The organism is Microbacterium sp. NPDC091676 (assembly GCF_044756645.1).
Classification (GTDB): Bacteria; Actinomycetota; Actinomycetes; order Actinomycetales; family Microbacteriaceae; genus Microbacterium; species Microbacterium paraoxydans_D.
In genome coordinates, this window is sequence record NZ_JBIVTI010000001.1 from 1,521,418 (window position 1) to 1,545,507 (window position 24,090).

The 24,090-nt window shown below is 70.7% G+C and carries 28 protein-coding genes; 12 read left to right on the forward strand and 16 right to left on the reverse strand.

The window, feature by feature from the left end:
* The first annotated feature begins 102 nt into the window (after nt 1-102).
* The 5 genes from ACIQID_RS07495 to ACIQID_RS07515 all read left to right on the forward strand — a co-directional run bounded on the left by ACIQID_RS07495 (nt 103) and on the right by ACIQID_RS07515 (nt 4,704).
* Nucleotides 103-618 (forward strand): GNAT family N-acetyltransferase, encoded by a 516-nt coding sequence (locus tag ACIQID_RS07495; protein ID WP_312673617.1) that lies wholly within the window; start codon nt 103-105, stop codon nt 616-618.
* Nucleotides 619-753: 135 nt separating this feature from the next.
* The gene (locus ACIQID_RS07500; RefSeq protein WP_312673618.1) at nt 754-1,893 is read left to right on the forward strand and encodes an ABC transporter substrate-binding protein; all 1,140 of its coding nucleotides are present in this window, start codon (nt 754-756) and stop codon (nt 1,891-1,893) included.
* A complete protein-coding gene (locus ACIQID_RS07505; protein ID WP_400283422.1) occupies nt 1,890-2,828 on the forward strand; it encodes an ABC transporter permease in 939 nt (312 codons plus the stop codon). Before ACIQID_RS07500 ends, ACIQID_RS07505 begins: the two co-directional genes overlap by 4 nt.
* Nucleotides 2,825-3,616: an ABC transporter permease gene (locus ACIQID_RS07510; protein WP_400283425.1), complete on the forward strand. Its 792-nt coding sequence runs from the start codon at nt 2,825-2,827 to the stop codon at nt 3,614-3,616. The genes ACIQID_RS07505 and ACIQID_RS07510 overlap by 4 nt, the downstream gene beginning before the upstream one ends.
* Entirely contained in the window at nt 3,613-4,704 is a 1,092-nt protein-coding gene (locus ACIQID_RS07515) for an ABC transporter ATP-binding protein (RefSeq protein WP_400283429.1), read from the forward strand. The genes ACIQID_RS07510 and ACIQID_RS07515 overlap by 4 nt, the downstream gene beginning before the upstream one ends.
* A gap of 109 nt (nt 4,705-4,813) precedes the next feature.
* Here the strand turns inward: ACIQID_RS07515 and ACIQID_RS07520 are convergent, their stop codons facing one another.
* The 11 genes from ACIQID_RS07520 to ACIQID_RS07570 form a co-directional block, all read right to left on the reverse strand.
* Nucleotides 4,814-5,569, reverse strand: a complete 756-nt coding sequence (locus ACIQID_RS07520) for an amino acid ABC transporter ATP-binding protein (protein WP_025104457.1) — start codon at nt 5,567-5,569, stop codon at nt 4,814-4,816.
* The gene (locus tag ACIQID_RS07525; protein WP_136051740.1) at nt 5,566-6,363 is read right to left on the reverse strand and encodes an amino acid ABC transporter permease; all 798 of its coding nucleotides are present in this window, start codon (nt 6,361-6,363) and stop codon (nt 5,566-5,568) included. Before ACIQID_RS07525 ends, ACIQID_RS07520 begins: the two co-directional genes overlap by 4 nt.
* Before the next feature lie 34 nt (nt 6,364-6,397).
* Nucleotides 6,398-7,210, reverse strand: coding sequence for a basic amino acid ABC transporter substrate-binding protein (locus tag ACIQID_RS07530; protein ID WP_312673623.1), 813 nt, complete (start codon nt 7,208-7,210; stop codon nt 6,398-6,400).
* Nucleotides 7,211-7,353: 143 nt separating this feature from the next.
* Complete coding sequence (locus ACIQID_RS07535; RefSeq protein ID WP_025104460.1) at nt 7,354-7,656, reverse strand: Dabb family protein; 303 nt, start codon at nt 7,654-7,656, stop codon at nt 7,354-7,356.
* Nucleotides 7,653-7,949 (reverse strand): glutaredoxin family protein, encoded by a 297-nt coding sequence (locus tag ACIQID_RS07540; RefSeq protein ID WP_102208046.1) that lies wholly within the window; start codon nt 7,947-7,949, stop codon nt 7,653-7,655. The genes ACIQID_RS07535 and ACIQID_RS07540 overlap by 4 nt, the downstream gene beginning before the upstream one ends.
* Complete coding sequence (locus ACIQID_RS07545) at nt 7,946-8,248, reverse strand: rhodanese-like domain-containing protein (RefSeq protein ID WP_025104462.1); 303 nt, start codon at nt 8,246-8,248, stop codon at nt 7,946-7,948. Before ACIQID_RS07545 ends, ACIQID_RS07540 begins: the two co-directional genes overlap by 4 nt.
* A gap of 79 nt (nt 8,249-8,327) precedes the next feature.
* Nucleotides 8,328-8,426, reverse strand: coding sequence for a 30S ribosomal protein bS22 (locus ACIQID_RS07550; RefSeq protein WP_003792170.1), 99 nt, complete (start codon nt 8,424-8,426; stop codon nt 8,328-8,330).
* Nucleotides 8,427-8,539: 113 nt separating this feature from the next.
* On the reverse strand, nt 8,540-8,731 hold the full coding sequence (locus ACIQID_RS07555) for a helix-turn-helix domain-containing protein (protein ID WP_025104463.1): 192 nt from the start codon (nt 8,729-8,731) through the stop codon (nt 8,540-8,542).
* 75 nt (nt 8,732-8,806) lie between these two features.
* On the reverse strand, nt 8,807-9,244 hold the full coding sequence (locus ACIQID_RS07560) for a cyclase family protein (protein ID WP_400283437.1): 438 nt from the start codon (nt 9,242-9,244) through the stop codon (nt 8,807-8,809).
* Between the two features lie 80 nt (nt 9,245-9,324).
* Nucleotides 9,325-9,693, reverse strand: a complete 369-nt coding sequence (locus ACIQID_RS07565; protein WP_400283440.1) for a hypothetical protein — start codon at nt 9,691-9,693, stop codon at nt 9,325-9,327.
* 158 nt (nt 9,694-9,851) lie between these two features.
* Nucleotides 9,852-10,268 carry a helix-turn-helix transcriptional regulator gene (locus ACIQID_RS07570; protein WP_060921700.1) on the reverse strand — a complete coding sequence of 139 codons (417 nt, stop codon included), beginning with the start codon at nt 10,266-10,268 and terminating at the stop codon, nt 9,852-9,854.
* A 104-nt stretch (nt 10,269-10,372) separates the two neighbouring features.
* On the opposite strand from ACIQID_RS07570, the gene ACIQID_RS07575 reads away from it, so the two are divergent.
* From ACIQID_RS07575 to ACIQID_RS07590, 4 genes are read left to right on the forward strand one after another with little or no spacing between them, the layout of a single operon-like run.
* Nucleotides 10,373-11,803: a TrkH family potassium uptake protein gene (locus tag ACIQID_RS07575; protein ID WP_025104469.1), complete on the forward strand. Its 1,431-nt coding sequence runs from the start codon at nt 10,373-10,375 to the stop codon at nt 11,801-11,803.
* Nucleotides 11,796-12,467, forward strand: a complete 672-nt coding sequence (locus ACIQID_RS07580) for a TrkA family potassium uptake protein (protein ID WP_025104470.1) — start codon at nt 11,796-11,798, stop codon at nt 12,465-12,467. Before ACIQID_RS07575 ends, ACIQID_RS07580 begins: the two co-directional genes overlap by 8 nt.
* A gap of 57 nt (nt 12,468-12,524) precedes the next feature.
* Entirely contained in the window at nt 12,525-13,301 is a 777-nt protein-coding gene (locus ACIQID_RS07585) for an ABC transporter ATP-binding protein (RefSeq protein ID WP_071327585.1), read from the forward strand.
* The gene (locus ACIQID_RS07590; protein WP_400283448.1) at nt 13,283-14,875 is read left to right on the forward strand and encodes a hypothetical protein; all 1,593 of its coding nucleotides are present in this window, start codon (nt 13,283-13,285) and stop codon (nt 14,873-14,875) included. The genes ACIQID_RS07585 and ACIQID_RS07590 overlap by 19 nt, the downstream gene beginning before the upstream one ends.
* Before the next feature lie 291 nt (nt 14,876-15,166).
* Here ACIQID_RS07590 and proC read toward each other — a convergent pair whose 3' ends face one another.
* Nucleotides 15,167-16,006: a pyrroline-5-carboxylate reductase gene (proC, locus tag ACIQID_RS07595; RefSeq protein ID WP_400283451.1), complete on the reverse strand. Its 840-nt coding sequence runs from the start codon at nt 16,004-16,006 to the stop codon at nt 15,167-15,169.
* A gap of 59 nt (nt 16,007-16,065) precedes the next feature.
* Between proC and ACIQID_RS07600 the strand changes: the two genes are divergently transcribed.
* Complete coding sequence (locus ACIQID_RS07600; protein WP_071327588.1) at nt 16,066-17,037, forward strand: cation diffusion facilitator family transporter; 972 nt, start codon at nt 16,066-16,068, stop codon at nt 17,035-17,037.
* Between the two features lie 4 nt (nt 17,038-17,041).
* Here ACIQID_RS07600 and ACIQID_RS07605 read toward each other — a convergent pair whose 3' ends face one another.
* On the reverse strand, nt 17,042-17,497 hold the full coding sequence (locus ACIQID_RS07605) for a nucleoside deaminase (protein WP_400283455.1): 456 nt from the start codon (nt 17,495-17,497) through the stop codon (nt 17,042-17,044).
* 81 nt (nt 17,498-17,578) lie between these two features.
* Between ACIQID_RS07605 and upp the strand changes: the two genes are divergently transcribed.
* Complete coding sequence (upp, locus tag ACIQID_RS07610) at nt 17,579-18,211, forward strand: uracil phosphoribosyltransferase (RefSeq protein WP_025104476.1); 633 nt, start codon at nt 17,579-17,581, stop codon at nt 18,209-18,211.
* Between the two features lie 24 nt (nt 18,212-18,235).
* On the opposite strand, the gene ACIQID_RS07615 is transcribed toward upp, so the two are convergent.
* The 3 genes from ACIQID_RS07615 to nadE all read right to left on the reverse strand — a co-directional run bounded on the left by ACIQID_RS07615 (nt 18,236) and on the right by nadE (nt 23,423).
* Nucleotides 18,236-19,039 (reverse strand): hypothetical protein, encoded by an 804-nt coding sequence (locus tag ACIQID_RS07615; protein ID WP_400283458.1) that lies wholly within the window; start codon nt 19,037-19,039, stop codon nt 18,236-18,238.
* The gene (locus ACIQID_RS07620; protein ID WP_400283461.1) at nt 19,036-22,518 is read right to left on the reverse strand and encodes a TM0106 family RecB-like putative nuclease; all 3,483 of its coding nucleotides are present in this window, start codon (nt 22,516-22,518) and stop codon (nt 19,036-19,038) included. Before ACIQID_RS07620 ends, ACIQID_RS07615 begins: the two co-directional genes overlap by 4 nt.
* Nucleotides 22,519-22,604: 86 nt before the next feature.
* Nucleotides 22,605-23,423, reverse strand: a complete 819-nt coding sequence (nadE, locus tag ACIQID_RS07625) for an ammonia-dependent NAD(+) synthetase (protein WP_400283464.1) — start codon at nt 23,421-23,423, stop codon at nt 22,605-22,607.
* A gap of 108 nt (nt 23,424-23,531) precedes the next feature.
* On the opposite strand from nadE, the gene ACIQID_RS07630 reads away from it, so the two are divergent.
* Nucleotides 23,532-24,089 (forward strand): nucleoside phosphorylase, encoded by a 558-nt coding sequence (locus ACIQID_RS07630; protein ID WP_400283467.1) that lies wholly within the window; start codon nt 23,532-23,534, stop codon nt 24,087-24,089.
* Nucleotide 24,090: the final 1 nt, after the last annotated feature.

Here is a 24,090-nt window from a genome sequence, read left to right on the forward strand (position 1 = left end):
CCAGGTGAGCTGCTCGAGTCCGAGGAGGCTGCCGATATCCACTCCGCCATGATTCCAGACCCGCGGGCGCCGTCCCGCATCCACCGCTGGCAGACTGGCCTCATGCTCGCCGCTCTCCCGCTTCCGCATCCGTTCGCGTCGAGGAGCGGGGACGCCGTGCTCCGGCGGGCGACCGCGGCCGACGCCGACGCCGTCATCGCGCTGCTCGCCGACGACCCGATCAGCGCCGCGCGCGGCGACGTGGCGTCCGACGAGGACCGTCCGGCGTACGAACGCGGCCTCCGCGAGATCCTGGCCGACCCGTCGAACGACCTCCTCGTGATCGAACTCGGCGGCGCGGTGGTCGGCACCCTCCAGCTCACCTCGATCCCCGGGATGGCACGCCGCGGCGCCCGGCGGCTGCTCGTCGAGGCGGTCCGGGTCCGCAGCGACCTCCGGTCCTCGGGCATCGGCTCCGCGGTCATGCGCTGGGTCGGCGACACGGCGGCGCCCGCCCTCGGTGCAGTCATGGTGCAGCTCACCTCCGACGCCGCCCGCGCCGACGCGCACCGGTTCTACGAGCGCCTCGGCTACGTGGGCTCGCACCGCGGCTTCAAGTACACCGTTCCGCAGCGCTGAGTCCGCGGCGCATCGCCGCGCCACCCGCCCGACACCGACCGTTCACCGGAGCCGCTCCCCGCGGCTACCTCGGACTCGTAGTGTCCTCTCGCAACCCGACACCGGCGCGCAGCGCCGGACACCGAGAGGACACTCATGGCACGCTCCATCCGCCGCGCACGCATCGGCGCCGGCATCGCCCTGGCCACCACGGCCGTCATCGCTCTGACCTCCTGCGCCTCCGCGACCGACGCCCCGGCCGCCGGCGACGACGCCGTGGACGCGGCGAGCGCGACCTCCGTCGAGGACTTCGGCTCGTTCGCCGACCTGGAGGCGGCCGCGAAGGAGGAGGGTCAGCTCAACGTCATCGCCCTCCCCCGCGACTGGGCGAACTACGGCGAGATCCTCGACCTGTTCGCGGAGAAGTACCCCGAGATCACCGTCAACGAGGCCTCGCCCGACGTCTCCAGCGCCGAGGAGATCCAGGCGGCCGAGACGAACAAGGGCCTCGACACCGCTCCCGACGTCTTCGACCTCGGCCTGACCGTCGCCCTGCAGAACACCGACGCCTTCGCGCCGTACAAGGTCCAGACCTGGGACGACATCCCCGACGAGCTGAAGGAGCCCACCGGCCTCTTCGTCGGCGACTACGGCGGCTACATGTCGATCGGCTACGACTCCTCCGCCTTCGAGGCGCCGGCCGAGCTGTCCGATCTCCTCTCCGCCGACTACAAGGGCGCCGTCGCCATCAACGGCGACCCGACGCAGGCCGGAGCGGCCTTCGCCGCCGTCGGCCTCGCGACCGTGCAGTCGGACGGCACGCTGGACGACTTCCAGCCGGGCATCGACTTCTTCGCCGACCTGCAGAAGGCCGGGAACCTCCTCAAGGTCGACGTCACGACCGCGACCGTCGCCAGCGGCGAGACCCCCGTCGTCTTCGACTGGGACTACCTGAACGCGGCGCACACGGCCGACAACCCGGACTGGAAGGTCGAGGTCTTCGACGGCACCGGCTACGCGGGCTACTACAACCAGGCCATCAACGTCGACGCCCCGAACCCGGCGGCCGCGCGTCTGTGGCAGGAGTTCCTCTACAGCGACGAGGTGCAGAACCTCTGGCTGAAGGGCGGCGCCCGTCCGGTGCGCATGGAGGCGATGACCGAGGCGGGCACGATCGACGAGAAGCTCGCGGCCGCTCTCCCCGAGGCCCCGGAGGAGACGGTCGTGCCGACCGAGGAGCAGTCCGAGAACGCCGGCACGCTGCTCGGCGAGAAGTGGGCAGCGGCGGTCCAGTGACCTCCTTCGTCGCACCGGGGGTGGATGCCGCGGCGTCCGCCCCCGCCACCGCCGCCGGACCCGCGTCGCACACGCGGGCCCGGCGGTCGGCGCCGTCCGTGGCGTGGCTGGGGCTCGTACCGTTCGCCGCCTACGTGCTGCTCTTCCTCGCCGTGCCGACCGTGCTCGCGATCGGCTCCGGGTTCTTCGACGGCGACGGCGCCTTCACCTGGACGAACGTCGCCGCCCTCGGCGACCCGGTGGTGCTCACGACCTTCGCGAACTCGGCGGGGCTGTCGCTGCTCACCGCGGGGGTCGGCGCCCTCGTCGGCGCCCTCGTCTCGTACGCTCTGCTCGGCATGAACCCGGACGGCGTCGTGCGGCGCTCCGTGGACGCGGCCGCCGGGGTCCTCGCGCAGTTCGGCGGCGTCATGCTCGCCTTCGCCTTCATCGCCACGATCGGCATCCAGGGCGTGGTCACGGTCTTCCTCCGCGACACGTTCGGCGTCGACATCTTCGCCGAGGGCACGTGGCTGTACGAGCTGCCCGGCCTCATCCTCCCGTACATCTACTTCCAGGTGCCGCTCATGGTCATCACCTTCCTCCCCGCCCTCGCCGCCCTGAAGCCGCAGTGGGTCGAGGCGAACCTCGCCCTCGGGGGCAGCAGGGCGAGCTTCTGGCTGCGGATCGGCCTCCCGGTGCTGGCGCCGTCGTTCCTGGCCAGCCTGCTGCTGCTCTTCGCGAACGCGTTCTCCTCGTACGCCACGGCCGCGGCGCTCGCGAGTCAGGGCTCGCAGATCGTCCCGTTGCAGATCCGCACCGCGCTCACGAGCGAGACCCTGCTCGGCCGGGAGAACCTCGCCGGCGCTCTCGCCCTCGGCATGATCGTCGTGGTCGGGGTCGTGATGGCGCTGTACTCGCTCATCCAACGACGTGCCGCGCGGTGGCAGGCATGAACGGCCTCGCCCCGTCCCGCGCCACCCGTGCGGTGATCGGCATCGTCGTCGGGGCGTTCTTCGCGGTGCCCCTCGTGTCGACGTTCCTCTTCACGCTGCGCGGCACGGACGGGCTCTCCTTCGCACACTGGACCGCCCTCTTCGACCCCGCGGCGTCGGCAGCCCTGAAGCCCCTCTGGACGGGTCTCGGGAACTCGCTGGTCCTCGCGGTCGTGACCGTGGCGATCGTGCTGTTCCTCCTGGCCCCCACGATGATCCTCGTGAACCTGCGCTTCCCACGGCTCAGGGCGGCCTTCGAGTTCGTCGCGCTCCTGCCGATCTCGATCCCCGCGATCGTGCTCGTCGTGGGGCTCGCACCGATCTACCTGCAGATCGGTCGAAGCGTGGGCACCGGCACCTGGACCCTCGCCTTCGCCTACGGCGTCACCGTCCTCCCCTTCGCCTTCCGCTCGATCCAGGCCTCGATCGATGCCGCCGATCTGCGCACGCTGTCCGAAGCGGCGCGCTCACTCGGGGCGGGCTGGCCGACGGTCGTGCTCCGCGTGCTCGCGCCGAACCTCCGCCAGGGCCTGCTCGCCGCCTCGCTGATCTCCATCGCGGTGGTGCTCGGAGAGTTCACGATCGCGTCCCTCCTCAACCGGCAGGTCTTCCAGACGGCGATGGTCGTGGTGCAGAAGCAGGACCCGTATGCGCCCGCGATCTTCACGCTGCTCGCCCTGTCGTTCGTCTTCCTCCTGCTCCTGCTCATCGGCCGCGTCGCCCGCGGTCCGCGAAAGGCCCGCTCATGACCCTCGATCACGCACTCCCGCGCACCAAGGACAACCTGCTGCTCGCCCAGGCCGGCGACGGCACGCGGGTCGAGCTCCATGGCATCACAAAGAGCTACGGCGGCACGAGGGTGCTGCACGGCGTCGACCTCGACATCGCCCCCGGGGAGTTCGTCTCGCTGCTCGGTCCCTCCGGCTGCGGCAAGACGACGCTGCTCCGCGTGCTCGCGGGGCTGGAGGGCGCCGACGAGGGAACCGTCCTCCTCGGCGGCGGGGACGTCTCGCGCGTGCCGACGAACCGGCGCGACATCGGGATGGTGTTCCAGTCGTATTCGCTCTTCCCGCACCTCCGCGTCGTCGACAACACGGCCTTCGGGCTCCGTCGTCGGGGTGTCGGCACGACCGAGGCGGCGCGGCGTGCCCTCGATGCGCTCGCTCTCGTGGGCCTCGCCGACCTCGCCGACCGGTTCCCGCATCAGCTCTCCGGCGGACAGCAGCAGCGGGTCGCCCTGGCTCGCGCCCTCGTCACTGAACCCCGGGTGCTGCTGCTCGACGAGCCCCTGTCGGCGCTCGACGCCAAGGTGCGCGTGCAGCTCCGCGACGAGATCCGGCGCATTCAGCTGCGGCTCGGCATCACGACCGTCTTCGTCACGCACGACCAGGAGGAGGCGCTCGCGGTGTCGGACCGGATCGCGGTCATGAACGCCGGTCGCATCGAGCAGATCGGCTCCCCGGAAGAGCTGTACACGACTCCCGCGACCGCCGAGGTCGCCGCGTTCGTGGGTCTCTCCAGCGTCGTGTCCGGCGTCGCCGAGGGCGCGCACGTCGTCGTGTGGGGGCAGCGTCTCCCGTTGCAGACCCCCGCCGACGGCCCCGTCGACGTGTACCTCCGTCCGGAGAACGTCCGCTTCACCTCCGCGGAGGACGCCGCCACGGATGCCCTCGTGGAGGAGAGCACATTCCTCGGCAGCATGCGGCGGACCCTCGTGCGCACCGAGTCGGGCGAGCTCGTCCGCGTGCAGCACGATCCCGCGGTGCACCCGTCGTTCGGTGACCGCGTCCGCATCGCGGTGACCCCTGTCCCGGTGGTCGCGCGCCCCCGCGACTGATCGAGACCCCGCGTTCACGTCGAGACCCCCGGCTGCAGACGTCTGCAGCCGGGGGTCTCGGCGAATGCCCGGCGTCTCGGCGACACCTCGGCGAGCCGGGCGGGGGGAGTCAGAGGACGCGGGAGAGGAAGTCCTTCGTGCGCTGGTGCTGCGGATTCGCCAGCACCTCGCGGGGATCGCCCTCCTCGACGATGTGTCCGCCGTCCATGAAGATCAGCCGCGAACCGACCTCGCGCGCGAAGCCCATCTCATGCGTGACGACGAGCATCGTCATGCCCTCGTCGGCCAGCGACCGCATGACCTGCAGCACCTCGCCGACGAGCTCCGGGTCGAGGGCCGACGTGGGCTCGTCGAACAGCATCATGTCGGGGTTCATGCACAGTGCCCGGGCGATGGCCACGCGCTGCTGCTGCCCGCCCGAGAGGTGCCCGGGGTACGCGTCGGCCTTCTCCGCGAGTCCGACGCGCTCGAGCATGGCGCGGGCGACCTTGTCGGCCTCGGCCTTCGAGCGCTTCTTCACCCGCTGCTGCGCGATCGTGAGGTTGCCGAGCACGCTGAGGTGCGGGAAGAGGTTGAAGCTCTGGAACACCATCCCGATGCGGGTGCGCACGCGGTCGATGTCGATGTCGGGATCGGTGATGTCGATGCCCTCGATGAGCACCTTGCCGCCCGTGGGCTCCTCCAACAGGTTCACCGAGCGGAGCAGCGTCGACTTCCCGGAACCGGACGGGCCGATCACGCAGACGACCTCGCCCGCCAGAACCGTCAGATCGATGCCCTTGAGCACCTCGTTGTCGCCGAAGCTCTTGTGCAGGTCCTGGATCGCGATCGCCGGGGCCTGTACGTCGATCAGGTCGGTGCTCATCGTGTCCTCGCCATCCGACGCTCCAGCCACGCGCTGAAGCGCGTAAGCGGGATCGTCACGATCAGGTAGAGGATCGCCGCCATGATGAGCGGCGTTCCGTTGGCGTTCTGCGTACTGGCGTCACGGGCGAAGGTCGTGAGCTCCTTCGACCAGACGAACGTGCCGACGACGAACAGCAGCGACGTGTCCTTCAGCAGCAGCACGAACTCGTTCGTCAGCGGCGGGATGATGATCCGGAATCCCTGCGGCACGACGATCCAGAACGTCGTCTTCATGGGCGACATGCCGAGCGATCGCGCTGCCTCGGTCTGTCCCTTCGGCACGGCCTGGAGGCCCGCGCGGATGGTCTCGGCCATGTACGCCGACGCCACGAGCACGAGACCGATCAGGCCGAGCACCACGGGACCGCCGAGCTCCTGGGCCCGCACACCGAGCGCGATCGGCACGATGAAGCCGATGGCGAAGATCGTGAGCAGGGCGGGGAGTCCGCGGAACAGCTCGATCCAGACCGTCGCGATCCACCGGAACGGACCGATCTCCGACAGCTTCATCAGCGCAAGGATGACGCCGAGGAGAAGGCCGCCGGCGAACGCCACCGCCGTGAACCACAGCGTGTTGACGAGCGCGGTCGTGATGATCCCCGGCAGCATCTTGGCTGCGACCTCGGGGTTGAAGAAGAGCTGCCCGAGCCGGGACCAGTCGGTGCTGAACGCGACCCAGACGGCGATCGCGATCAGCACCGCATAGACGGTGTACCGGTAGAGCTTCTGCTTGGTGGTGCGCCTCAACGCCATTGTCAAGGTCCTCCCGACCTCCGTGTTCCCCGGCTCAGTTCGCCGTGAAGTACTGGTCGTAGATCTTCTGGTACTCGCCGTTGTCCCTCAGGTCCTGGAGCGCACCGTTCACGGCGTCGAGGAGCTCGTCCTTCTCGCCCTTCGCGAACGCGAAGCCGTAGGACTCGTCGGTCTCGTAGGTCTCCACGATCTCGTAGGCGGAGTCGGCCTTCTCGTGCTCGAGGTTGACGGGCTGGTCCTGCAGGATCGCGTCGATCTGCCCCGCCTGGATCGCCGGCCACAGCTCGCCGTCCGAGGGGTACTGCACGAGCTGCGCGCCCTTCGCGTTCTCGGTCGCGTACGCCTCGCCGGTGGTGCCCTGCTGCACGCCGACGTTCTTGCCGTCGAGGTCGTCGATGGACTCGATGCCCGAGTCGGTGCGCACGAGCAGCGACTGCAGCGAGTCGTAGTACGGGTCGGAGAAGTCGATGTTGGCCTTGCGCTGGTCGGTGATCGTCATGGCCGAGGCGCCGACGTCGCAGGTGCCGGCGGCGAGGGTCGTTCCCGACTGCAGCGCATCGAAGCCGACGTCCTGCACGGACAGCTTGAGGTCGAGCTGCTCGGCGATCGCGCCGAGGAGGTCGATGTCGAAGCCGGTGTACTCGCCGTCGTCGCCCTCGAACTCGAACGGCGGGTAGGGGATGTCGGAGCAGACGGTGAGCGTGCCCGCCTCGACGAGGCCGTACTCGTCGCCGGCGGCGGGCTCGCCGCCGCTGCCCGCGTCGGAGGAGCCGGTGGCGCATCCGGCGAGCGCGAGGGTGGCGGTGGCCGCGATCGCGAGGCCGGCGAAGAGGTTACGACGGGACATGTCGGCTCCTGGGAGTCGGGGGGCGGGTGAGCCCACGGACGGGTAGGAGTTCATCTAAACATGCGGCTCGTCGCGTGACCAATGACATCCGCCTGCGCCGCATCACGTTTGTGTTTCGGTGCCGCGGGGACGAGTCTCGACGCTCAGAGCTCGGCGTCGACCGCCACACGGCCGGAGACGACCGAGCGGATGTACCCGGCGACCTCCTCGTGCGCGGGGTGCACCTGGTACTGCTCGAGGTCCGCGACGGAGTCGAAGTCCGCGACCAGGGTCACGTCCCAGTTCGCGTCGGGGTAGACGTCGTTCGCGCCGGCCCAGATGCTGCGCAGCTGCGGCACGACCCCGTCGAGGGCGTTGAGGCGGCGGGCGACCTCGGCCGCCTGGGCCTGCCGCTCCCCCGCGTCCTCCGCGGCGAGCTTCCAGGTCACGACATGGCGGATGGTCATCGCAGCTCCTTCTGATCGGCGCGGGCCTCCGCGCCGACGGCTTCCTCCAGCGCCTCGCGCAGCCGGTCGGGGGACACGCGCCAGTGCGCGTGCAGTCGTCCGTCGATGAGGACGACGGGGATCTTCTCCCACCACTGCTCGTACAGGGCGGGGTCGTCCTGGATCGACGCCTCGACGATCTGGATGCGCTCCGCGGCGGCGTCCGGCAGTTCGGCGACGACCGCGTCGACGACCTCGGAGGCCACGGCGCACAGATGGCAGTCGGGCTTGCCGATGAGGGTCAGCGTCGTCACGACGACGGGACCTCCACCTCGCGTCCCTGGGCGATCCACTCGCCGGTGCCGCCCTCGACGTTGGTCGCGTCGTAGCCGCGGGCCTCGAGCGCCTCGACCACGCGGGCCGAGCGGCCGCCGGCCTGGCAGATCACGTCGAACGACTCGGCGGGAAGCTCGTCCAGGCGGTTGCCGATCTCGGACATCGGGATGTTCACGGCGCCGGGGACGTGGCCGGCCTGGAACTCGTGCACCTCCCGGACATCGATGAGGGGCGTGCCGGAGCGCTCGGCGAGTTCGGCGACGGTGATCGACTTCATGACATCCTCTCGGCGGTGCGGAACGGCGCGCAGAGACACAAAGCGCCCGTCCGAAGACAGGCGCTCGGTGTCTGGCCGCTTACTTCTTGTTGCGGCGCTGGTGGCGAGTCTTGCGAAGCAGCTTGCGGTGCTTCTTCTTCGCCATGCGCTTGCGGCGCTTCTTGATGACAGAACCCACGGAAACCTCACTAAGTCAGGGGCTGGGTGTCGCCGGAATCGGACACCCGGGTACGAGCACGAAAAATGCCTCGGATCATCCTAGCAAACTCAGGAGGTGCCCCGTGCCCTCCGTCAGCCGGCGTCGGCGATGGGCCGCTGCAGAGCCTCCGCGACGGCGGACTCCGGCACGCGGTAGCTCCGTCCGAATCGGATGGCGGGGAGGTCGCCGGCGTGCACGAGCCGGTACACGGTCATCTTGGACACGCGCATGAGCTCGGCGACTTCGGCCACCGTCAGGAATCGGACGTCTGGAACCTCGGGCATCCCACGTACCCCTTTCTCGATGAGCACACTCTATGGGGTCGCTGGGACGCGTGTAAACCCGCGTGGCTGTTGTGATCAGTGGGAAATCGGCACGGTCGCGAACGCCCGGACCGGGAACGTCCCGAACCCGCGGATCGCCGGAGGGGCCGCAGTGAACCGCGCCCCGCGCGCGGGGAGGCGATCGAGGGCGGTGAGGTGCTCGACGACGTGCACGCCCGCCGCGAGGAGGATGCTGTGCGCCGGCCGCTCGTCGCCGCTCTCCGTGTCGTCGATGCCGAGGGCGTCGATGCCGACGAGACGCACCCCGGCGTCCGCGAGGAAGCGCGCCGCGTCCTCGGCGAGGAAGGGCGAGCCGGTGCCGTAGGCGGGCGAGCCGAGCAGGCGGCTCCAGCCGGTGTCCAGGAGCACCGCCGTGTCGCGGAGCTCGCGGTCGGCGAGCGTCGCCGCCCGGATACCCCGCTGTTCCGACGTCCACGCGTCGCGGAGGTGGAAGACCTCGGCGGGCAGGTCCACGAGGGTGTCGAGGGCGAGCGACGCCAGGGTGAGGTGCGGGTGATGGTCGGCGCCGGCAGCCCGGAGGCGGTGACCATGCCCTACGCGATCGGGTGGCTGAGGTCGACGACCCGTTCGGTGCGGTCTGCACGAGCCGGAGCCGCGACGCCGCGACTACCCCGGTGCGGCTCGGCGACGATCCGCAGGTCACGGAGCTCGACCTCGCCCACGAGCGCCAGGCCGAGGTGCGACACGAGCAGGCCGGAGATCTCCTCCGCCGTCATGTCCTTCCGCGGCAGGTCGAGCCGGAACCCCTGTCCCTGCAGTCCGCCGCCGTTGGCGAAGGCGATCACGAAGTCGAAGTGCGCGCGGTACTCGTCCGTCATGCGCTCATCCTGCCCGACCCGCTCCTCCGGGATGAGGCGCGCCCCGCCCTGCTCGAACGGCACACCGACGTCCAGCCTGCGCATAGCCCGCATTGCCCGATCGCTCAGGCAGCCCTGCCAGGGTCGGTGCAGGACCCGTGCCGGCACCTGCCGAGTCCGCGCGGATCTGGGGTCCGCTCACCGCCCCCGACGGCATCCCCCCTGCCGTCGGGGGCGGTTCCCCGTCTCTGCGGGGCGCGGGATCAGGCGCCGAGGCGCTTCAGTGCGTTCGTGACGACGTGCTTGGCGGAGGCGGCCGCACGCCCGACGACCTCGGCCGCGTGGGCGGCGCTGTCGGGGATCGGGGCGCCGGGGTACGCGATGTCCGGGGCGGCATCGCCGAACGCGTCGACGAGGAACGGGACCAGCCAGTCGTCGACGGCCTCCAGCGGCGCGACGGACAGGCTGTAGAAGCGGCGCTGGCCGTCTTCGCGGACGGTGACGAGCTCGGCGTCGCGGAGCACCTTGAGATGCTTCGAGACGGTGGGCTGGCTGATGCCGAGGTCGGCCACGATCTGGCTCACGCTCGTGCCGGACTCGCCTTCGGACGTGCGTCGGAGCAGGAGCTGGAGGATGTCGCGCCTCGTACCGTCTGCGATCACGTCGAAGATGTCCGTCATGTGATCAGGGTAGTGCGCCCCGGCACGGAGTACCATGACGAAGGCTCGGCGAGAGGCGCCGTGCTGCGGCCGTGAAACAGACGGCGCGGAAGAAGGGGGCAGCGATGTCGGGCATCGTTTCGGCGTCGTCTCCCCGCACCGGTCTCCCCGGAGCCGCCGGCCGCGTGAAGCACCTCATCACCTCGTCGCCGTCCCGGTTCGCCATCGCCGTCTTCGCGCTGCTGATCCTCGTGTTCACGGTGCTGTTCTCGCTGCCGATCGCGTCCGCCAGCGGCACGGTGACACCGCTCAGCGACGCCCTCTTCACCGCCGTCTCCACGATCTGCGTGACGGGCCTCGCGACCGTCGACATGGCCAACCACTGGTCGCCCTTCGGACACGTCGTCGTGTTCATCGGCGTCAACATCGGCGCCCTCGGCGTGCTGACCCTCGCCTCCCTCATGGGGATGCTCATCTCGAAGCGCCTCGGGCTGCGCGCGAAGCTCATGGCGGCGGGCGACACGAACCCGCTCCGGGCGCACGGCGGCGTGGTCAACGAGAGCCAGACGGTGCGTCTGGGCGAGGTGGGCCAGCTGCTCACCACGGTCGCCCTCTCCGCCCTCTTCATCGAAGCGGCCCTCGCCGCCCTCCTCTACCCGGCGCTGGTGATGGCGGGGGTGGACCCGATCGCCGCGCTCTGGGAGGCCCCGTACTTCTCGGCGATGGCGTTCACCAACACCGGCTTCGCCCCGAACGACGGCGGCGTGGCCGTCTTCGCCGACGACTACCTCGTGCTGTCGCTGCTCATGGTCGGCGTGTTCCTCGGGAGCATCGGCTTCCCGGTGATCTACACGCTCGCGAAGCACGTCTGGCACGTCAAGCGGTGGTCGCTGCACTCGAAGCTGACCATCGTCACCACCGTGCTGCTGTTCATCCTCGGCGCCGCCGCCTTCCTCATCCTCGAATACGACAACCCCAAGACCTTCGGCTCCATGGACGCGGCGGACACGACCTTCCAGGCGTTCTTCCTTTCCGCGATGACCCGCTCCGGCGGCTTCAACGTCATCGAGATGGACGACCTCAACGGTTCGTCGCTGCTCGCCGCCAGCATGCTCATGTTCGTCGGCGGCGGGTCGGCGTCGACGGCGGGCGGCATCAAGGTGACGACCCTCGCGGTCCTCGCGATCGCCGTCTGGTCCGAGGCGAAGGGCCGCCAGTCCGTCGAGGCGTTCGGCCGCCGCATCCCCAGCGACGTGCAGCGGGTCGCCCTCAGCGTCGTCGCCTGGGGCGCGACCATCGTGGCCCTGTCGACCATCGTGATCGCGCAGATCACCAAGGCCGACATCAGCCATGTCCTCTTCGACGTCATCTCCGCGTTCGGCACGGTCGGCCTCTCGACGGGCCTCACCGGGGAGCTTCCGGATTCCGCCTCGTACGTCATGGCCGCGACGATCTTCATGGGCCGCGTTGGTACAGTGACTCTCGCTGCGGCAGTCGCCGCGACATCGCGCACGCAGTACTACTCACTGCCCGTGGAAAGGCCGATCGTTGGTTGAAGTCCTTCGGGGGGACGCTCCCGTCCTCGTCATCGGTCTCGGCCGGTTCGGCGCCGCCTGCGCCGGCGAGCTCGACCGTCTCGACCGCGAGGTGCTCGCGATCGACGACAACCTCGAGCTCGTGCAGAAGTGGTCGGACCGCGTCACGCACACGGTGCAGGCCGACGCCCGGAACATCGACGCCCTCCGCCAGATCGGCGCCCAGGACTTCCAGGTCGCGGTCGTCGCCGTCGGCTCCTCGATCGAGGCGTCCGTGCTCATCACGGCCAACCTCGTCGACCTCAAGGTGCCGCAGATCTGGGCGAAGGCGGTCTCCCAGTCCCACGGCAAGATCCTGGCCCGCGTGGGCGCCAACCACGTCATCTACCCCGAGCGCGAGGCCGGCGAGCGCGTGGCCCACCTCGTGAGCGGGCGCATGCTCGACTTCATCCGCTTCGACGACGACTTCGTCCTGGCCAAGATGTACCCGCCGAAGTTCATCCGCGGCGTCGGCCTGAACGAGTCCGGCGTGCGCTCGAAGTACAAGGTCACCGTCGTCGGCGTGAAGAGCCCGGGCAAGCCGTTCCGCTACGCGGAGGCCAACACGATCGTGACCAACCACGACCTCATCATCGTCTCCGGGACGAACAGCGACATCGAGCGCTTCGCCGCCCTCGACCGCTGAGCCGAGTCCTCCCCGCGGCGGATGCGCCGGCCGCGGCAGGCGTGGTGGGATGGGGGCATGAGCGATCACGCCCCCGCACCGCCCGTCCTCGCCCTCCGCGGGCTCCGCAAGCAGTTCGGCCAGAAGGTCGCCGTCGACGCGCTGTCGCTGGACGTCCCCGCGGGCTCGATGCTGGGGCTGCTCGGCCCGAACGGTGCGGGCAAGACGACGACGCTCGCGATGACCACCGGGCTCCTGCGCCCGGACGCCGGGACGGCCTGGGTGCTCGGCGCCGATGTCTGGCAGGACCCTGCCGCCGCGAAGGCGCGGATGGGCGTGCTCCCCGACGGCATCCGGATGCTCGACCGGCTCAGCGGCGCCGAACTGCTGCGCTATACCGGCCTGCTGCGCGGCATGCCGGAGGCGGAGGTCGTCTCCCGCTCCGGCGAGCTCCTCGACGCCCTCGGCCTGACGGAGGCGGGCGACACCCTCGTCGTCGACTACTCGGCCGGCATGAAGAAGAAGATCGGCCTGGCCTGCGCCCTCATCCACGCGCCCCGGCTGCTGATCCTCGACGAGCCCCTCGAGGCCGTCGACCCGGTCTCCGGGCAGACGATCCGGCAGATCCTGCGCTCCTTCGTGGACGGCGGTGGCACGGTCGTCCTCTCCAGCCACGTCATGGAGCTCGTCGAGTCGCTGTGCGACCGCGTCGCCATCGTGGCCGAGGGGCGCCTGCTCGCCCACGGCGCCCTCGACGAGGTGCGGGCCGGACTCACGCTGCAGGAGCGCTTCCTCAGCCTCGTCGGCGCGCACGACCTCGGGACGGAGACCCTCGCGTGGTTGCGCTCCTCGTAGGTCTGCGGCTGCGACAGCTCGGGCATCAGCTCTCCCGCAACCCCTGGATGATCGTGACCCTCGTGATCGTGGGTCTCATCGCGCTGAGCATGCTGGGGCTGCTGACCGTCGGGCTGATCGCGCTGCGGGTGGGCGCTCCGGACGCCGCCCTGACCGCGATGGTGCTCACCGGCGCCGTCATCGTGCTCGGGTGGTGGATCGGGTCGATCCTCGTCAGCGCGGACGACTCGCTGGCACCCGAGCGCTTCGCCCTGCTCCCGGTGACCGGCCGCACCCTCCTCCCCGGTCTCGTCGCGGCGGGGATGACGACGATCGGCGGCATCGGCACCGCCCTGGCCCTGCTGCTGATGCTCGTGGGATGGTCGGTCAGCGTTCCGGCCCTCCTGGTCGCGGTGCTCATGGTCCCCGTGGCCCTCGCGACCTGCGTGCTCGGCGCCCGCGTCGTCAGTGGACTTCTCGCGGGATGGCTCGCCCGTCGGCGGACGCGCGACCTCGTCCTCACCCTCGGCGTGGTCCTGCTCGCCTCGTCCGGCCTTCTCCTCAACATCGGGCTGCAGGCACTGTCGACCGTGCGCGACGTCGGTGGCGCCTTCACGGCGGTCGCGGAGATCGCCGCGTGGACGCCGGTCGCCGCCGTGTTCGGAGTCCCCGCCGCCGTGGCACAGGGCGACGTCGTCACCGCCCTCCTGCGGCTGCTCGTCGCCGCCGCCACCCTGGCCGTCTTCTGGGTCGCCGCGCGCCGGATGCTCGCTGCCCGCCTCGTCTCCCCCCTGCAGTCGAGCGGGGGCGGACGCGTGCGCTCGGGAGGCGTGCTCGACCGCCTGCTGCCCGCGGGACCCGTCGGCGCCATCGCGGGACGGACGCTCCGCTACTTCCGCCGCGACCCGCGTCAGGTCGTCAACATCGTGATGCTCCTGCTGCTCCCCGCGATCTTCCTCGGCCTGGCACTCATGAACGGACTGCAGCAGGACAGTACCGGCTTCGCGCCCGCGATCACCCTCATCCCGGCGATCAACGCCCTGCTCGCCGGGAGCATCGTGCAGATGGCGATCGCGTACGACAACGACGCCGTCGCCCTGCACATCCTCACCGGGGTGAGCGGGACAGCCGACCGCGTCGGACGGCTGCTCGGGTTCGCGCTGGTGGCGGTGCCGATCACGATCCTCCTGTGCGTCGCGACCTGTCTGCTGGCCGGCCGTCCCGACCTGCTTCCGGGCAGTCTCGGCGCCGCGCTCGGGCTCATGGCGGTGTCGGCGGGCGCGGGCTCCTGGGTGGGGGCGTTCCTGCCGGGGCGAGCTCCGGCACCCGAGGCCAACCCGTTCGGACGCGGCTCCTCCGGCGGCGCGCAGTCCTTCCTCGCGATGCTCATCATGTCGCCGATCACGCTGCTGCTCGGCGGCCCCGCCCTCGGCTTCGCGATCGCGTCGATCTGGATCCCGCCTCTGGGCTGGGCGAGCCTCGCGGCCGCCGTCGTCCTCGGGGGCGCCGCGATCTGGGGTGGCACGGTGCTCGGCGGTCGCGTCCTGCAACGGCGCTGGCCCGAGGTGCTCGCCGAAGTCGCCAGCGACGCCTAGCCGCCCGGCCCCTCGCCGCAACAGGCGCCCGCGCGGGTTCAGGCTCCAGGGGTGCTGGCTGCCTGAACTCGCGTGGCCGCCTGTTTCCGCGACCTCTCGTCGCAACAGGCACTCGCGCGGGTTCAGGCTCCAGTGGTGCTGGCTGCCTGAACTCGCGTGGCCGCCTGTTTCCGCGACCTCTCGTCGCAACAGGCACTCGCGCGGGTTCAGGCTCCAGGGGTGCTGGCTGCCTGAACTCGCGCGGCCGCCTGTTTCCGCGGGGCGGAAGCGCGCGAGAACAGGCGGGTGGGATCAGGCGCCGGCGGCGAGCTCCTTCGCGCGGGCGAGAGCGGCGGCAGCGGCGGCGGCGAAGGTGTCGGACAGGTGGGCGTCCTGGAGCACGGCGACCGCGCGCTCCGTCGTGCCCTTCGGACTCGTCACCCGGCGGCGCAGCTCGGCGGGGTCCTCCCCCGTCGAGTCCAGCAGAGCGGTCGCGCCGATGAAGGTCTGCTCGGCCAGCAGACGGGCGTCCGCGTCGGCGAAGCCCATCTCCCGCGCGGCCGCGGTGAACTCCTCGACGAGGAGGAAGACGTAGGCGGGACCGGAGCCGGAGATCGTCGAGAGCGCATCGATCTGCGACTCGGGGACCTCCACCACCGCCCCCACCGTCTCGAACAGACGACGCACGAGCGCGAGGTCATCGGGAGTCGCCGCGGCGCCGGCCGCGAGACCGGTGACCCCCTTGCGGATCGTCGACGGGGTGTTCGGCATGGAGCGGATGACGCGGGCCTCCGAGCCGAGGACATCCGCGAAGGTCTGCAGCGTGACTCCCGCGGCGAGGCTCACCACGACGGTCTCTGGGCTGAGGTGCGGCGCGATCTCGCGCAGGAGGTCGGGGACCATCGCCGGCTTCACCCCGACCAGGACCACCCGTGCGCCGGCGACGGCGTCGGCATTGCCCTCCGGCCGCTCGGACAGCGCGATGCTGGTGACGCCGTCGAGGCCCGCGAACGCCTCGGCCTTCTCCGGCGTGCGGTTCGTGGCGGTGATCCCTCCGTCCACAGGGACCCCCGAGGCGAGCACGCCGCGGAGGATCGCTCCCCCCATGGATCCGGCACCGAGGAACGCGAGGGAGGGGAGCGCATCAGCCATGTCGTCATCCTACGGCGGGCGCTCCTGTGACGGCCGTGTTGCCGTCCTAGACTCGTCGCATGAGTGCATCCGGAGGCAGCAAGGCCATCGTCGCGGCGTTCCTGGCGAACCTGGGCATCGCTCTCGCGAAGTTCCTCGCGTGGGCCCTCTCCGGCTCGGCCTCGATGCTCGCCGAGGCTATCCACTCCGTCGCCGACTCGGGGAACCAGCTGTTGCTGATGCTCGGCGGGCGCAAGGCGAAGCGCCACGCGGACCGCTCGCACCCGTTCGGCTACGGCCGCGAACGCTATGTCTACGCGTTCGTCGTGTCGATCATCCTCTTCTCCGTCGGCGGGCTCTTCGCGATCTACGAGGGCGTGGAGAAGCTCACCCACCCGCATGAGATCGACCAGACCTGGTGGTGGCTCCCGCTCGTCGTGCTGTTCATCGCGATCGGCCTGGAGTCGTTCTCGCTGCGCACCGCCGTGCGCGAGAGCAACGTCGTCCGCGAGAAGGGCCAGTCCTGGTTCTCCTTCGTCCGGCGGTCGAAGGCGCCGGAGCTCCCCGTGGTCCTCCTCGAAGACGTCGGGGCCCTCACCGGACTCACCTTCGCCCTGCTCGGCGTCGGTCTCACGCTCCTCACCGGCAACCCCGTCTTCGACGCCCTCGGCACGGTGATGATCGGCGTCCTGCTCGTGCTCATCGCGATCGTGCTCGGTGTCGAGACGAAGAGCCTGCTCGTCGGGGAGGGCGCGACCCCCGCCGACTACGACCGGATCGTGGACGCGATCAACGACGGTCCGGAGATCGAGAAGATCATCCACATGAAGACCCTCTACCTGGGGCCGGACGAGCTGATGGTCGCCGCGAAGATCGCGCTCAGCGCCGACAAGCCGCTGCGCGAGGTCGCGGACGACATCGACGAGATCGAGGCTCGCATCCGCGCCGCCGTGCCGGTCGCCCGGGTCGTCTACATCGAGCCGGACGTCTACCGTCCCGCGATCGATCCGGAACCCTCGACGGACGTCTTCGTCCTCAAGTCCTCGGACTGAGCGTTCAGCGCCGGTCCTCGAAGAAGGCGCGCAACAGCGCGATGGACGCGTGCTCGTCCACGCCGCCGATCACCTCGGCACGGTAGGGCAGGCGGCGGTCGCGCAGCACGTCGTACATCGAACCGGCCGCTCCCGCCTTGTCGTCCCACGCGCCGAAGACCACGCGGCCGATGCGGGCCTGGAGGATCGCGCCGGCGCACATCACGCAGGGCTCGAGGGTGACGACGAGCGTGCAGCCGTCGAGGTTCCATGAGCCGCGGGCCGACGCCGCGGCGCGGATCGCCTCGATCTCGGCATGCCCGGTCGGGTCGTGCGTGGCCTCGCGCGTGTTGCGCCCTTCGGCCACGACACGGCCGTCCGCGTCGAGCACGACGGCGCCGACGGGGATCTCCGCGGTGGCGGCGGCCTCGGCGGCGAGCTCGAGCGCCCGCTGCATCGCGAGGCGGTCGGCGGCGGTCATGCCCCGAGCCTACGGCAGCGCGAGGCGGCCACCACGGCACTCGATGTCGTGCGTGGACGCGGCGCGCATTAGCCTGTATCCATGCGTGTTCACGTCGCCGACCACCCTCTCATCACCCACAAGCTCTCGGTGCTGCGCGACGCGCGCACCCCGTCGCCGGTCTTCCGCCAGCTGACCGAAGAGCTCGTGACGCTCCTCGCGTACGAGGCCACGCGGAATGTGAAGGTGACTCCCATCGAGATCACGACGCCGGTCACCACGACCACGGGCGTGAAGATCTCCGAGCCGCGGCCCATCGTCGTCCCCATCCTGCGCGCCGGTCTCGGCATGCTCGAAGGCCTCGTCAAGCTCCTCCCCACCGCTGAGGTCGGTTTCCTCGGCATGGTCCGCGACGAGGAGACCTTCGAGCCCACCACGTACGCCGAGCGGCTTCCGGACGATCTCTCCGACCGCCAGTGCTTCGCGATCGACCCGATGCTCGCGACGGGCGGCTCCCTCGCCGCGGCCATCCAGTTCCTGTTCGACCGCGGCGCGAAGGACGTCACCGCGATCTGCCTGCTGGGCACCCCGGAGGGCGTGGCCGCCATCGAGGCGATGGCCGGCGACCGCGATGTGACCCTCGTCCTCGGAGCGCTCGACGAGCGCCTCGACGAGAAGGGCTACATCGTGCCCGGCCTCGGCGATGCGGGCGACCGCCTCTACGGCACCGTCTGACCTCGCTCGCGTTCTCGACTCTCGTCAGAGGGTCAGGCGATAGCCGCGCTCCTCGCCGTAACGCGTGAAGCCGGCCCTCGCGAGGATCGGCGCCGATGTCGAGACGCGGCCCTTGACGAGCGCCGTTCCCGCACCGCGCACGGCACTCTGTCGCAGGCGCTCCGCGAGCACCGCCCGATACACGCCGCGACCGCGGTCGGCGTCGAGTGTCGCGGCTCCCCACAGTCGGGTGAACCCGTCGACGATCGTGCACCCGCCGGTGCTCACCGCACGGCCGTCGATGCGGCCGAGCACCCGGAACCCCTGCCCCGCGGACAGGGATGCGGTGAGTTCGGCGAACTCGGCGTCCAGACCGTCCTCGTCCAGCGGCTGCTGCTCCCAGACCGGGACGTTGATCGCATCGACCTCGCGGAGCTGGTCCTTCGTGCGCACGACCTCGGCGGTGACCCCGGGCGGCACGTCGACCGCAGCTCCGATGGTCGACCGCGCGAACACCGTGACGGTGTCGAAGTGCACCGCACCGCGGCGCTGGAGCTCGTCCTCGAGGTCCGGGTCGTCCGCGGGGTTGGTCCAGAACGTGAAGACGTTCTCGCCCCAGGCCCTGGTGCGTTCCAACGCCCGCTCCAGCACCTCGGCGGCGGGCCGCGTCGACGTCACCTGCGATCCGCGGACGCCGCCTCCGAACCGCTCCGGGTAGCGCACGAGCAGCAGATCGTCACGGACGTCCTCACTGCCGCGCGGGAACCACGCCCATGCGGCGGCGGCGCGCAGGACCTCATCGACCGTCGGCGTCTCGACGGCAGCAGGCCCGGGAACGGACGACATCATGATTCCTCCTCCTCGGCGGCACCCACCAGGCGCGCGAAGGCGCTGAGTCTCGCGACCCCCTCGGGCGTGAACGGCAGGTCGTCGAGCAGGGCCGGCGAGTGGATGAGGTAGGCCACGACCTGCGCGCGGGAGATCGCCACGTTGAGCCGGTTCTGCAGCAGCAGGAACTCCGGGCCGCGCGGGGCATCCCGACCGCTCGACGCGGCGAGCGTCGTGAGGGAGACGACCGCCTCCTTGCCCTGGAAGTTGTCGACGGTGCCCACCGGGACCCCGCCGAAACCGGCCGCCGCGAGCGCGTCGTGCACGAGCTGCCGCTGCGCGTTGTAGGGCGCGACCACGATGATGTCCTCCGGCGTCAGCGGGCGGACGGTGCCCTCGGCGTCGTTGTCGTGGAAGGTACGGCCGACGAGGTCACGGACGATACGCACCACTTCGGCGGCTTCCTCCGGCGACTGGGTCGCGTTGCCGCGGTGCCGCAGCGGCACCACATGCAGGCCCGGGTCGATGCCGTCGACCGCGCGTCGCTCCGTTCCGGGAGCGGAAGCGAGCTTGCCGGCGTAGGCGAGCTTCGACACCGGAGCCGCGACATACGGGTGCATGCGCCAGGAGCGGGCGAGGAAGTAGCCGTACTCCGGACGCACGACGGGATCGCCGTCCATCACCCAGCCGAGCGCAGAGGTGTCCACCGGCTCCGGATGGGCGCCCTGGCTGACCTGGGGCAGTTGCTGGGGGTCGCCGAGGAGCAGGAGCCGCTGCGCGCCGGCGGCGACCGCGATGGTCGAGGCGAGTGAGAACTGTCCGGCCTCGTCGATCACGAGCAGGTCGAGCTCTCCCCTGGCCACCCGCTGGGTGTTGCTGAAATCCCACGCAGTGCCGCCCACGACGGCACCCTCGTTCTCGTGCTCGGCGAGGAAGGCGGCCATCCCGGTCTTCGGGATCACCGTGTAGCCGGGATCGGCGTCGGCAACTTTGGGGCACTTCGCCACCTGACCCGGGGCGACACCGTCGGCGACGACGCGCTCCAGCAACGTCTCGATGATCGCGTGGGACTGCGCGACGACGCCGATGCGGAAGCCGTGCTCGTTGACGAGCCGGGCGATCACCTGGGAGCCGGTGTAGGTCTTCCCCGTGCCCGGGGGGCCCTGCACCGCGAGGTAGCTGCGGTCGAGGTCGAGGACTCCGCGGACGATCGCGTCGATCGTGTCATCCCCTGCGGCCGGAAGCGCGTTCCCCGACACCGTGCGCGGAGGCAGGCGGCGGAGGATGTCGGTGGCCGCGTCCTCGGGGAAACCAGGGGCGGCCGCGTGCACCGCGTCGGCCCATTCGTCGATCGCCTGCTGCAGCGACACCACCCGAGGCGGCGCGGCAGGGGTGAGGGCGACGGGGAGGTCGTCCCAGGTCTGTCCCTGCACGGCGGACTCGACCACGAGGTACCCGTCGTCCAGCACCTCGACGACCGTGACCCCGTGCGGCACGTGCACGGCGCGGGACGGGACGTCGGTGTCGAACGGGGCGGGGACGTCGTAGAGCGCGAACGGCTGCGCACCAGGACCGAGCGTCGTGCCCGGCGAGACCTCGCCGCGGATCTCCAGCTCCCGCGACAGGACTCTGCGGCCTTCGCCGATGCTCCAGTCGCGGCGCACCCGCGAGCGGGTCGCATCGACCTTCACCACATCGCGCGTGCCGTCCCACATGGTGACCGGCTCCCGCAGCCCCTGGAAGTGCGCGACCCAGAAGCTCTTCGCCTCGCGCGGGAAGTAGTCGATGGCGGCCGCCGCGATCCGGTGCACGAGCCCGTCGTCACCGGCCTCCACCGCACGCTCCGCGTCGCCGAGAAGAGCGAGCGAACGCGGGGACGGCTCGTAGATGACCTCGTCCGCATCGTCCGGCGGGGCCGGCGTGACGCCCTCCGCTCGGGCGATGTCGATGAGCCAGTTGCGCAGCCGGCGGGTCGAGACGCAGTCGTAGCGGTTGTAGTCGGCGAGGTCGGCGAACACGGCCTCGGCCTCGGACTGCGCCCCCGCCGCCGCGAGCTCCCGCGCGGCGACGTACTGCACGATGGAGTCGTCGCCCTTCTGGACGTCGCTCGTGCGCACGTCCTCCCCCATGTAGAGGGGCTCGAGCTTCTTGATGGAGTAGGACCGCGAGCCGACCCGCACGGTGCGCAGCACCAGCGGGTACAGGTCGACGAACACGCCTTCGCGGAGCAGGCGGTCCACCTCGCCCTCGCGCACCCCGTGGCGCGCGGCCATCGCGACCAGGTGGGAGGTCTCGTAGGGGGCGTAGTGGTAGATGTGCATGCCGGGGTGCGCGGCGCGGCGCACCTTCACGAAGTCGAGGAAGGTCTCCAGCGCCCGTCGCTCCTCCGCGAACGAGTGCGCCCAGAGCGCGGTGTACTGGTCGGCGTTGTCGACCCAGCCGAACAGATAGTCGATGCCCCACTCCGCCTCGCCGTCGGGGGCGGGCTCGGTGTACAGCGGATCGCCCTCGAAGTCGAAGAAGATGTCGCCGTGGCTGGGCACCGGGAGGGTGTGGATCGCCGCGGCGTAGTGCACGTCGTACGTCGCCGCGCCCTCGGCATCCGCCCGCAGCTGCACCCGGGCCTGGGCGCGGAGGTTCTCGAAGGTGTCGACGTTCATGCCCTCGGGGGCTTGCGTCGCCGCAGCCAGGTCGTCGATCGTGAGGATCCCGGCGGCGCGGAGACGGGCCCGCTGCACCGGACGCATGCGGGCGACCATGAGGAGGTCCCGGTGGGCCAGCACCTGCTCCTCGCAGGTGGCGCAGCGCCCGCAGGCGACCACGCGCAGGTCGCCGCGGTCGTCACCCCACGCGAGGGGCGCTCCTGCGGCGCCCTCGGCCACGGCGCGGTCCGCGATGAGAGCGCGCAGCCGCGACCGACGCACACGGAACAGCGGAAGGAGGTCGTCGACGGCGTGCGTGCTGACGCTGTTGTCCCCGTGGATGAGGTCGACCTCGTCGGCTCGAGGGATGCCGAGCCGGTCGAGCTGATCGGCATATGCCGCGAGCTGCATGAGGGCGGTCACGCGGGCCTTGCGGGCGAGCTTGGAGTCCTGCACGCGCCAGCGCCCGTCCGCATCGCGGCGGAGGAAGTCGGCGAACCCGACGAACTCGTCGGTGGCGAAGGCCGCCTGGAAGACGACCAGCGCGTCGGACCGCAGAGCGCTCAGCGTCTCGTCGACGGCGGCCGCGAGGGCCTCCGGATCGCTCGAGGAGACCTTGGCGATCCGGTGCACCCGTTCGTCGCCGAGCTCCCGGATGTAGCGGTCGAGCACGTTCTGCTCGTGCACGTCTCCCAGCTGGGCGGCGCGGAGGAGCGTCGCGTCCTCCGGCTCCTCGACGGCGGGGACCCGACCCAGTTTCGCGTCGATCGCCCGCGACCATGCGAACTCGCACTCGGCGGCCGCCTTGAGGTCGCTCGCGCTCCAGATGACCCGCTGCGCCTCTGTGTCGATCCGCACGATTCTCCCGTTCTGTCGGCTGCTTCGACACTATCCGCGGCATCCGACACGGCGAAAAGCGGGCGGTCCCGCACAGGGGGAACCGGTCAGCGCCACCAGGTGTCGTCGGGGGTCACCGGGAGATGACGCTTGTGCTGGGTCGCGAGGTACCGCGCCTCGATGCGGCCGGCGACCTCGGGGTCGACCTCCCGGCCCTCGAGGAAGTCGTCGATCTGCTCGTACGTCAGCCCCAGCTCGTCCTCGTCCGTGCGCCCCGGCTGGTCGTCGAGGAGGTCGGCGGTGGGGACCTTGAAGGCCAGGCGCTCCGGAGCGTCCAGGAACTGGAGCAGGGCCCGCCCCTGTCGCTTCGTGAGACCGGCCAGCGGGAGGACGTCAGCGGCCCCGTCGCCGAACTTCGTGTAGAACCCCGTGACGGCCTCGGCGGCGTGGTCGGTGCCGATGACGATCAGTCCCTCATGCCCGGCGAGCGCGTACTGCGTGACCATGCGGAGGCGCGCCTTGATGTTGCCGCGGTTGAAGTCGGAGATGTCGCTGGAGACGGCGGACTCGATGTCCTTCTCGACGCCCTCGACGCCGTTCTGGATGTTCACCTCGATCGAGGAGTCCGGCGCGATGAAGTCCAGCGCGGCCTGCGCGTCTTCGGCGTCGTGCTGCACGCGATAGGGCAGACGCACGGCCAGGAAGCTCGCTTCCCCACCCTCGGCACGCACGCGCTCCACTGCGAGCTGGGCGAGGCGCCCCGCGAGCGTCGAGTCCTGTCCGCCGGAGATGCCGAGGACGAAGCCCTTCGCGCCGGTCGTGCGCAGGTAGTCCGCGAGGAAGCCGACGCGACGCTCCACCTCCGCTTCGGGATCGATGTCGGGCCGGGCGCCCAGGTCTTCCGCGATCTGCTTCTGCAACGACACGTTGTCCTCCGCTCATCGGTTCGGCTCCAGTATCCCCCCTCCGTGTTTCGTGCGGGTCACGCCACCGCGCGGACGAGGCATCCAGCGGCGACCTGACAGACTGAGACGGTGAAGCTCCTCGTCGCCGCCCTCGAGTCCGAACTGTCCGCCTTCCCCGAGGAGCTCGCGGGCTTCGACCGGCTCGTCACCGGCCCGGGGAAGCTGCCGGCGACGTACGCGCTGACCCGTGCCCTGGATGCCAAGGACTACGACGAGGTCGTCGTCGTCGGCACCGCGGGTTCCATCGAGAAGGGACGTGCGTACGCGGTGCACGAGATCGCCACCGCCGTCCAGCACGACGTGATCGACCTCGACGGCGTCGTCGGACGGCACGTCTCGCTTCCACCGCAGGTGACCACGGGCCGCGAGGGCGTCGTGATCGCCACGGGTGACCACTTCGTGAACGACGCCGAGGTCACCGCCGTGATCCGGCCGATGGGTGCGGCGCTGGTGGACATGGAGACCTACGCCTACATCTGGGTGGCGGGGCAGTTCGGTGTGCCGATCCGCGCGTTCCGCGCCGTCTCCGATCAGGCGGAGGATGGTGCCCTGGCCGACTTCCGCGAGGCCATCGCCCGGTGCAGCATCGAGCTGCGCGAGGTGATCCGCGCCGAGTACGGGGTCTGAC

Excerpts from the sequence above, each read along its gene's own strand:
- ACIQID_RS07495 (WP_312673617.1), top strand. The coding sequence starts at position 103 with ATGCTCGCCGCTCTCCCGCTTCCGCATCCGTTCGCGTCGAGGAGCGGG.
- ACIQID_RS07500 (WP_312673618.1), top strand. The coding sequence starts at position 754 with ATGGCACGCTCCATCCGCCGCGCACGCATCGGCGCCGGCATCGCCCTG.
- ACIQID_RS07510 (WP_400283425.1), top strand. The coding sequence starts at position 2,825 with ATGAACGGCCTCGCCCCGTCCCGCGCCACCCGTGCGGTGATCGGCATC.
- ACIQID_RS07515 (WP_400283429.1), top strand. The coding sequence starts at position 3,613 with ATGACCCTCGATCACGCACTCCCGCGCACCAAGGACAACCTGCTGCTC.
- ACIQID_RS07520 (WP_025104457.1), bottom strand. The coding sequence starts at position 5,569 with ATGAGCACCGACCTGATCGACGTACAGGCCCCGGCGATCGCGATCCAG.
- ACIQID_RS07525 (WP_136051740.1), bottom strand. The coding sequence starts at position 6,363 with ATGGCGTTGAGGCGCACCACCAAGCAGAAGCTCTACCGGTACACCGTC.
- ACIQID_RS07530 (WP_312673623.1), bottom strand. The coding sequence starts at position 7,210 with ATGTCCCGTCGTAACCTCTTCGCCGGCCTCGCGATCGCGGCCACCGCC.
- ACIQID_RS07535 (WP_025104460.1), bottom strand. The coding sequence starts at position 7,656 with ATGACCATCCGCCATGTCGTGACCTGGAAGCTCGCCGCGGAGGACGCG.
- ACIQID_RS07545 (WP_025104462.1), bottom strand. The coding sequence starts at position 8,248 with ATGAAGTCGATCACCGTCGCCGAACTCGCCGAGCGCTCCGGCACGCCC.
- ACIQID_RS07555 (WP_025104463.1), bottom strand. The coding sequence starts at position 8,731 with ATGCCCGAGGTTCCAGACGTCCGATTCCTGACGGTGGCCGAAGTCGCC.
- ACIQID_RS07565 (WP_400283440.1), bottom strand. The coding sequence starts at position 9,693 with ATGCGCAGGCTGGACGTCGGTGTGCCGTTCGAGCAGGGCGGGGCGCGC.
- ACIQID_RS07570 (WP_060921700.1), bottom strand. The coding sequence starts at position 10,268 with ATGACGGACATCTTCGACGTGATCGCAGACGGTACGAGGCGCGACATC.
- ACIQID_RS07575 (WP_025104469.1), top strand. The coding sequence starts at position 10,373 with ATGTCGGGCATCGTTTCGGCGTCGTCTCCCCGCACCGGTCTCCCCGGA.
- ACIQID_RS07585 (WP_071327585.1), top strand. The coding sequence starts at position 12,525 with ATGAGCGATCACGCCCCCGCACCGCCCGTCCTCGCCCTCCGCGGGCTC.
- proC (WP_400283451.1), bottom strand. The coding sequence starts at position 16,006 with ATGGCTGATGCGCTCCCCTCCCTCGCGTTCCTCGGTGCCGGATCCATG.
- ACIQID_RS07600 (WP_071327588.1), top strand. The coding sequence starts at position 16,066 with ATGAGTGCATCCGGAGGCAGCAAGGCCATCGTCGCGGCGTTCCTGGCG.
- ACIQID_RS07605 (WP_400283455.1), bottom strand. The coding sequence starts at position 17,497 with ATGACCGCCGCCGACCGCCTCGCGATGCAGCGGGCGCTCGAGCTCGCC.
- upp (WP_025104476.1), top strand. The coding sequence starts at position 17,579 with ATGCGTGTTCACGTCGCCGACCACCCTCTCATCACCCACAAGCTCTCG.
- ACIQID_RS07615 (WP_400283458.1), bottom strand. The coding sequence starts at position 19,039 with ATGATGTCGTCCGTTCCCGGGCCTGCTGCCGTCGAGACGCCGACGGTC.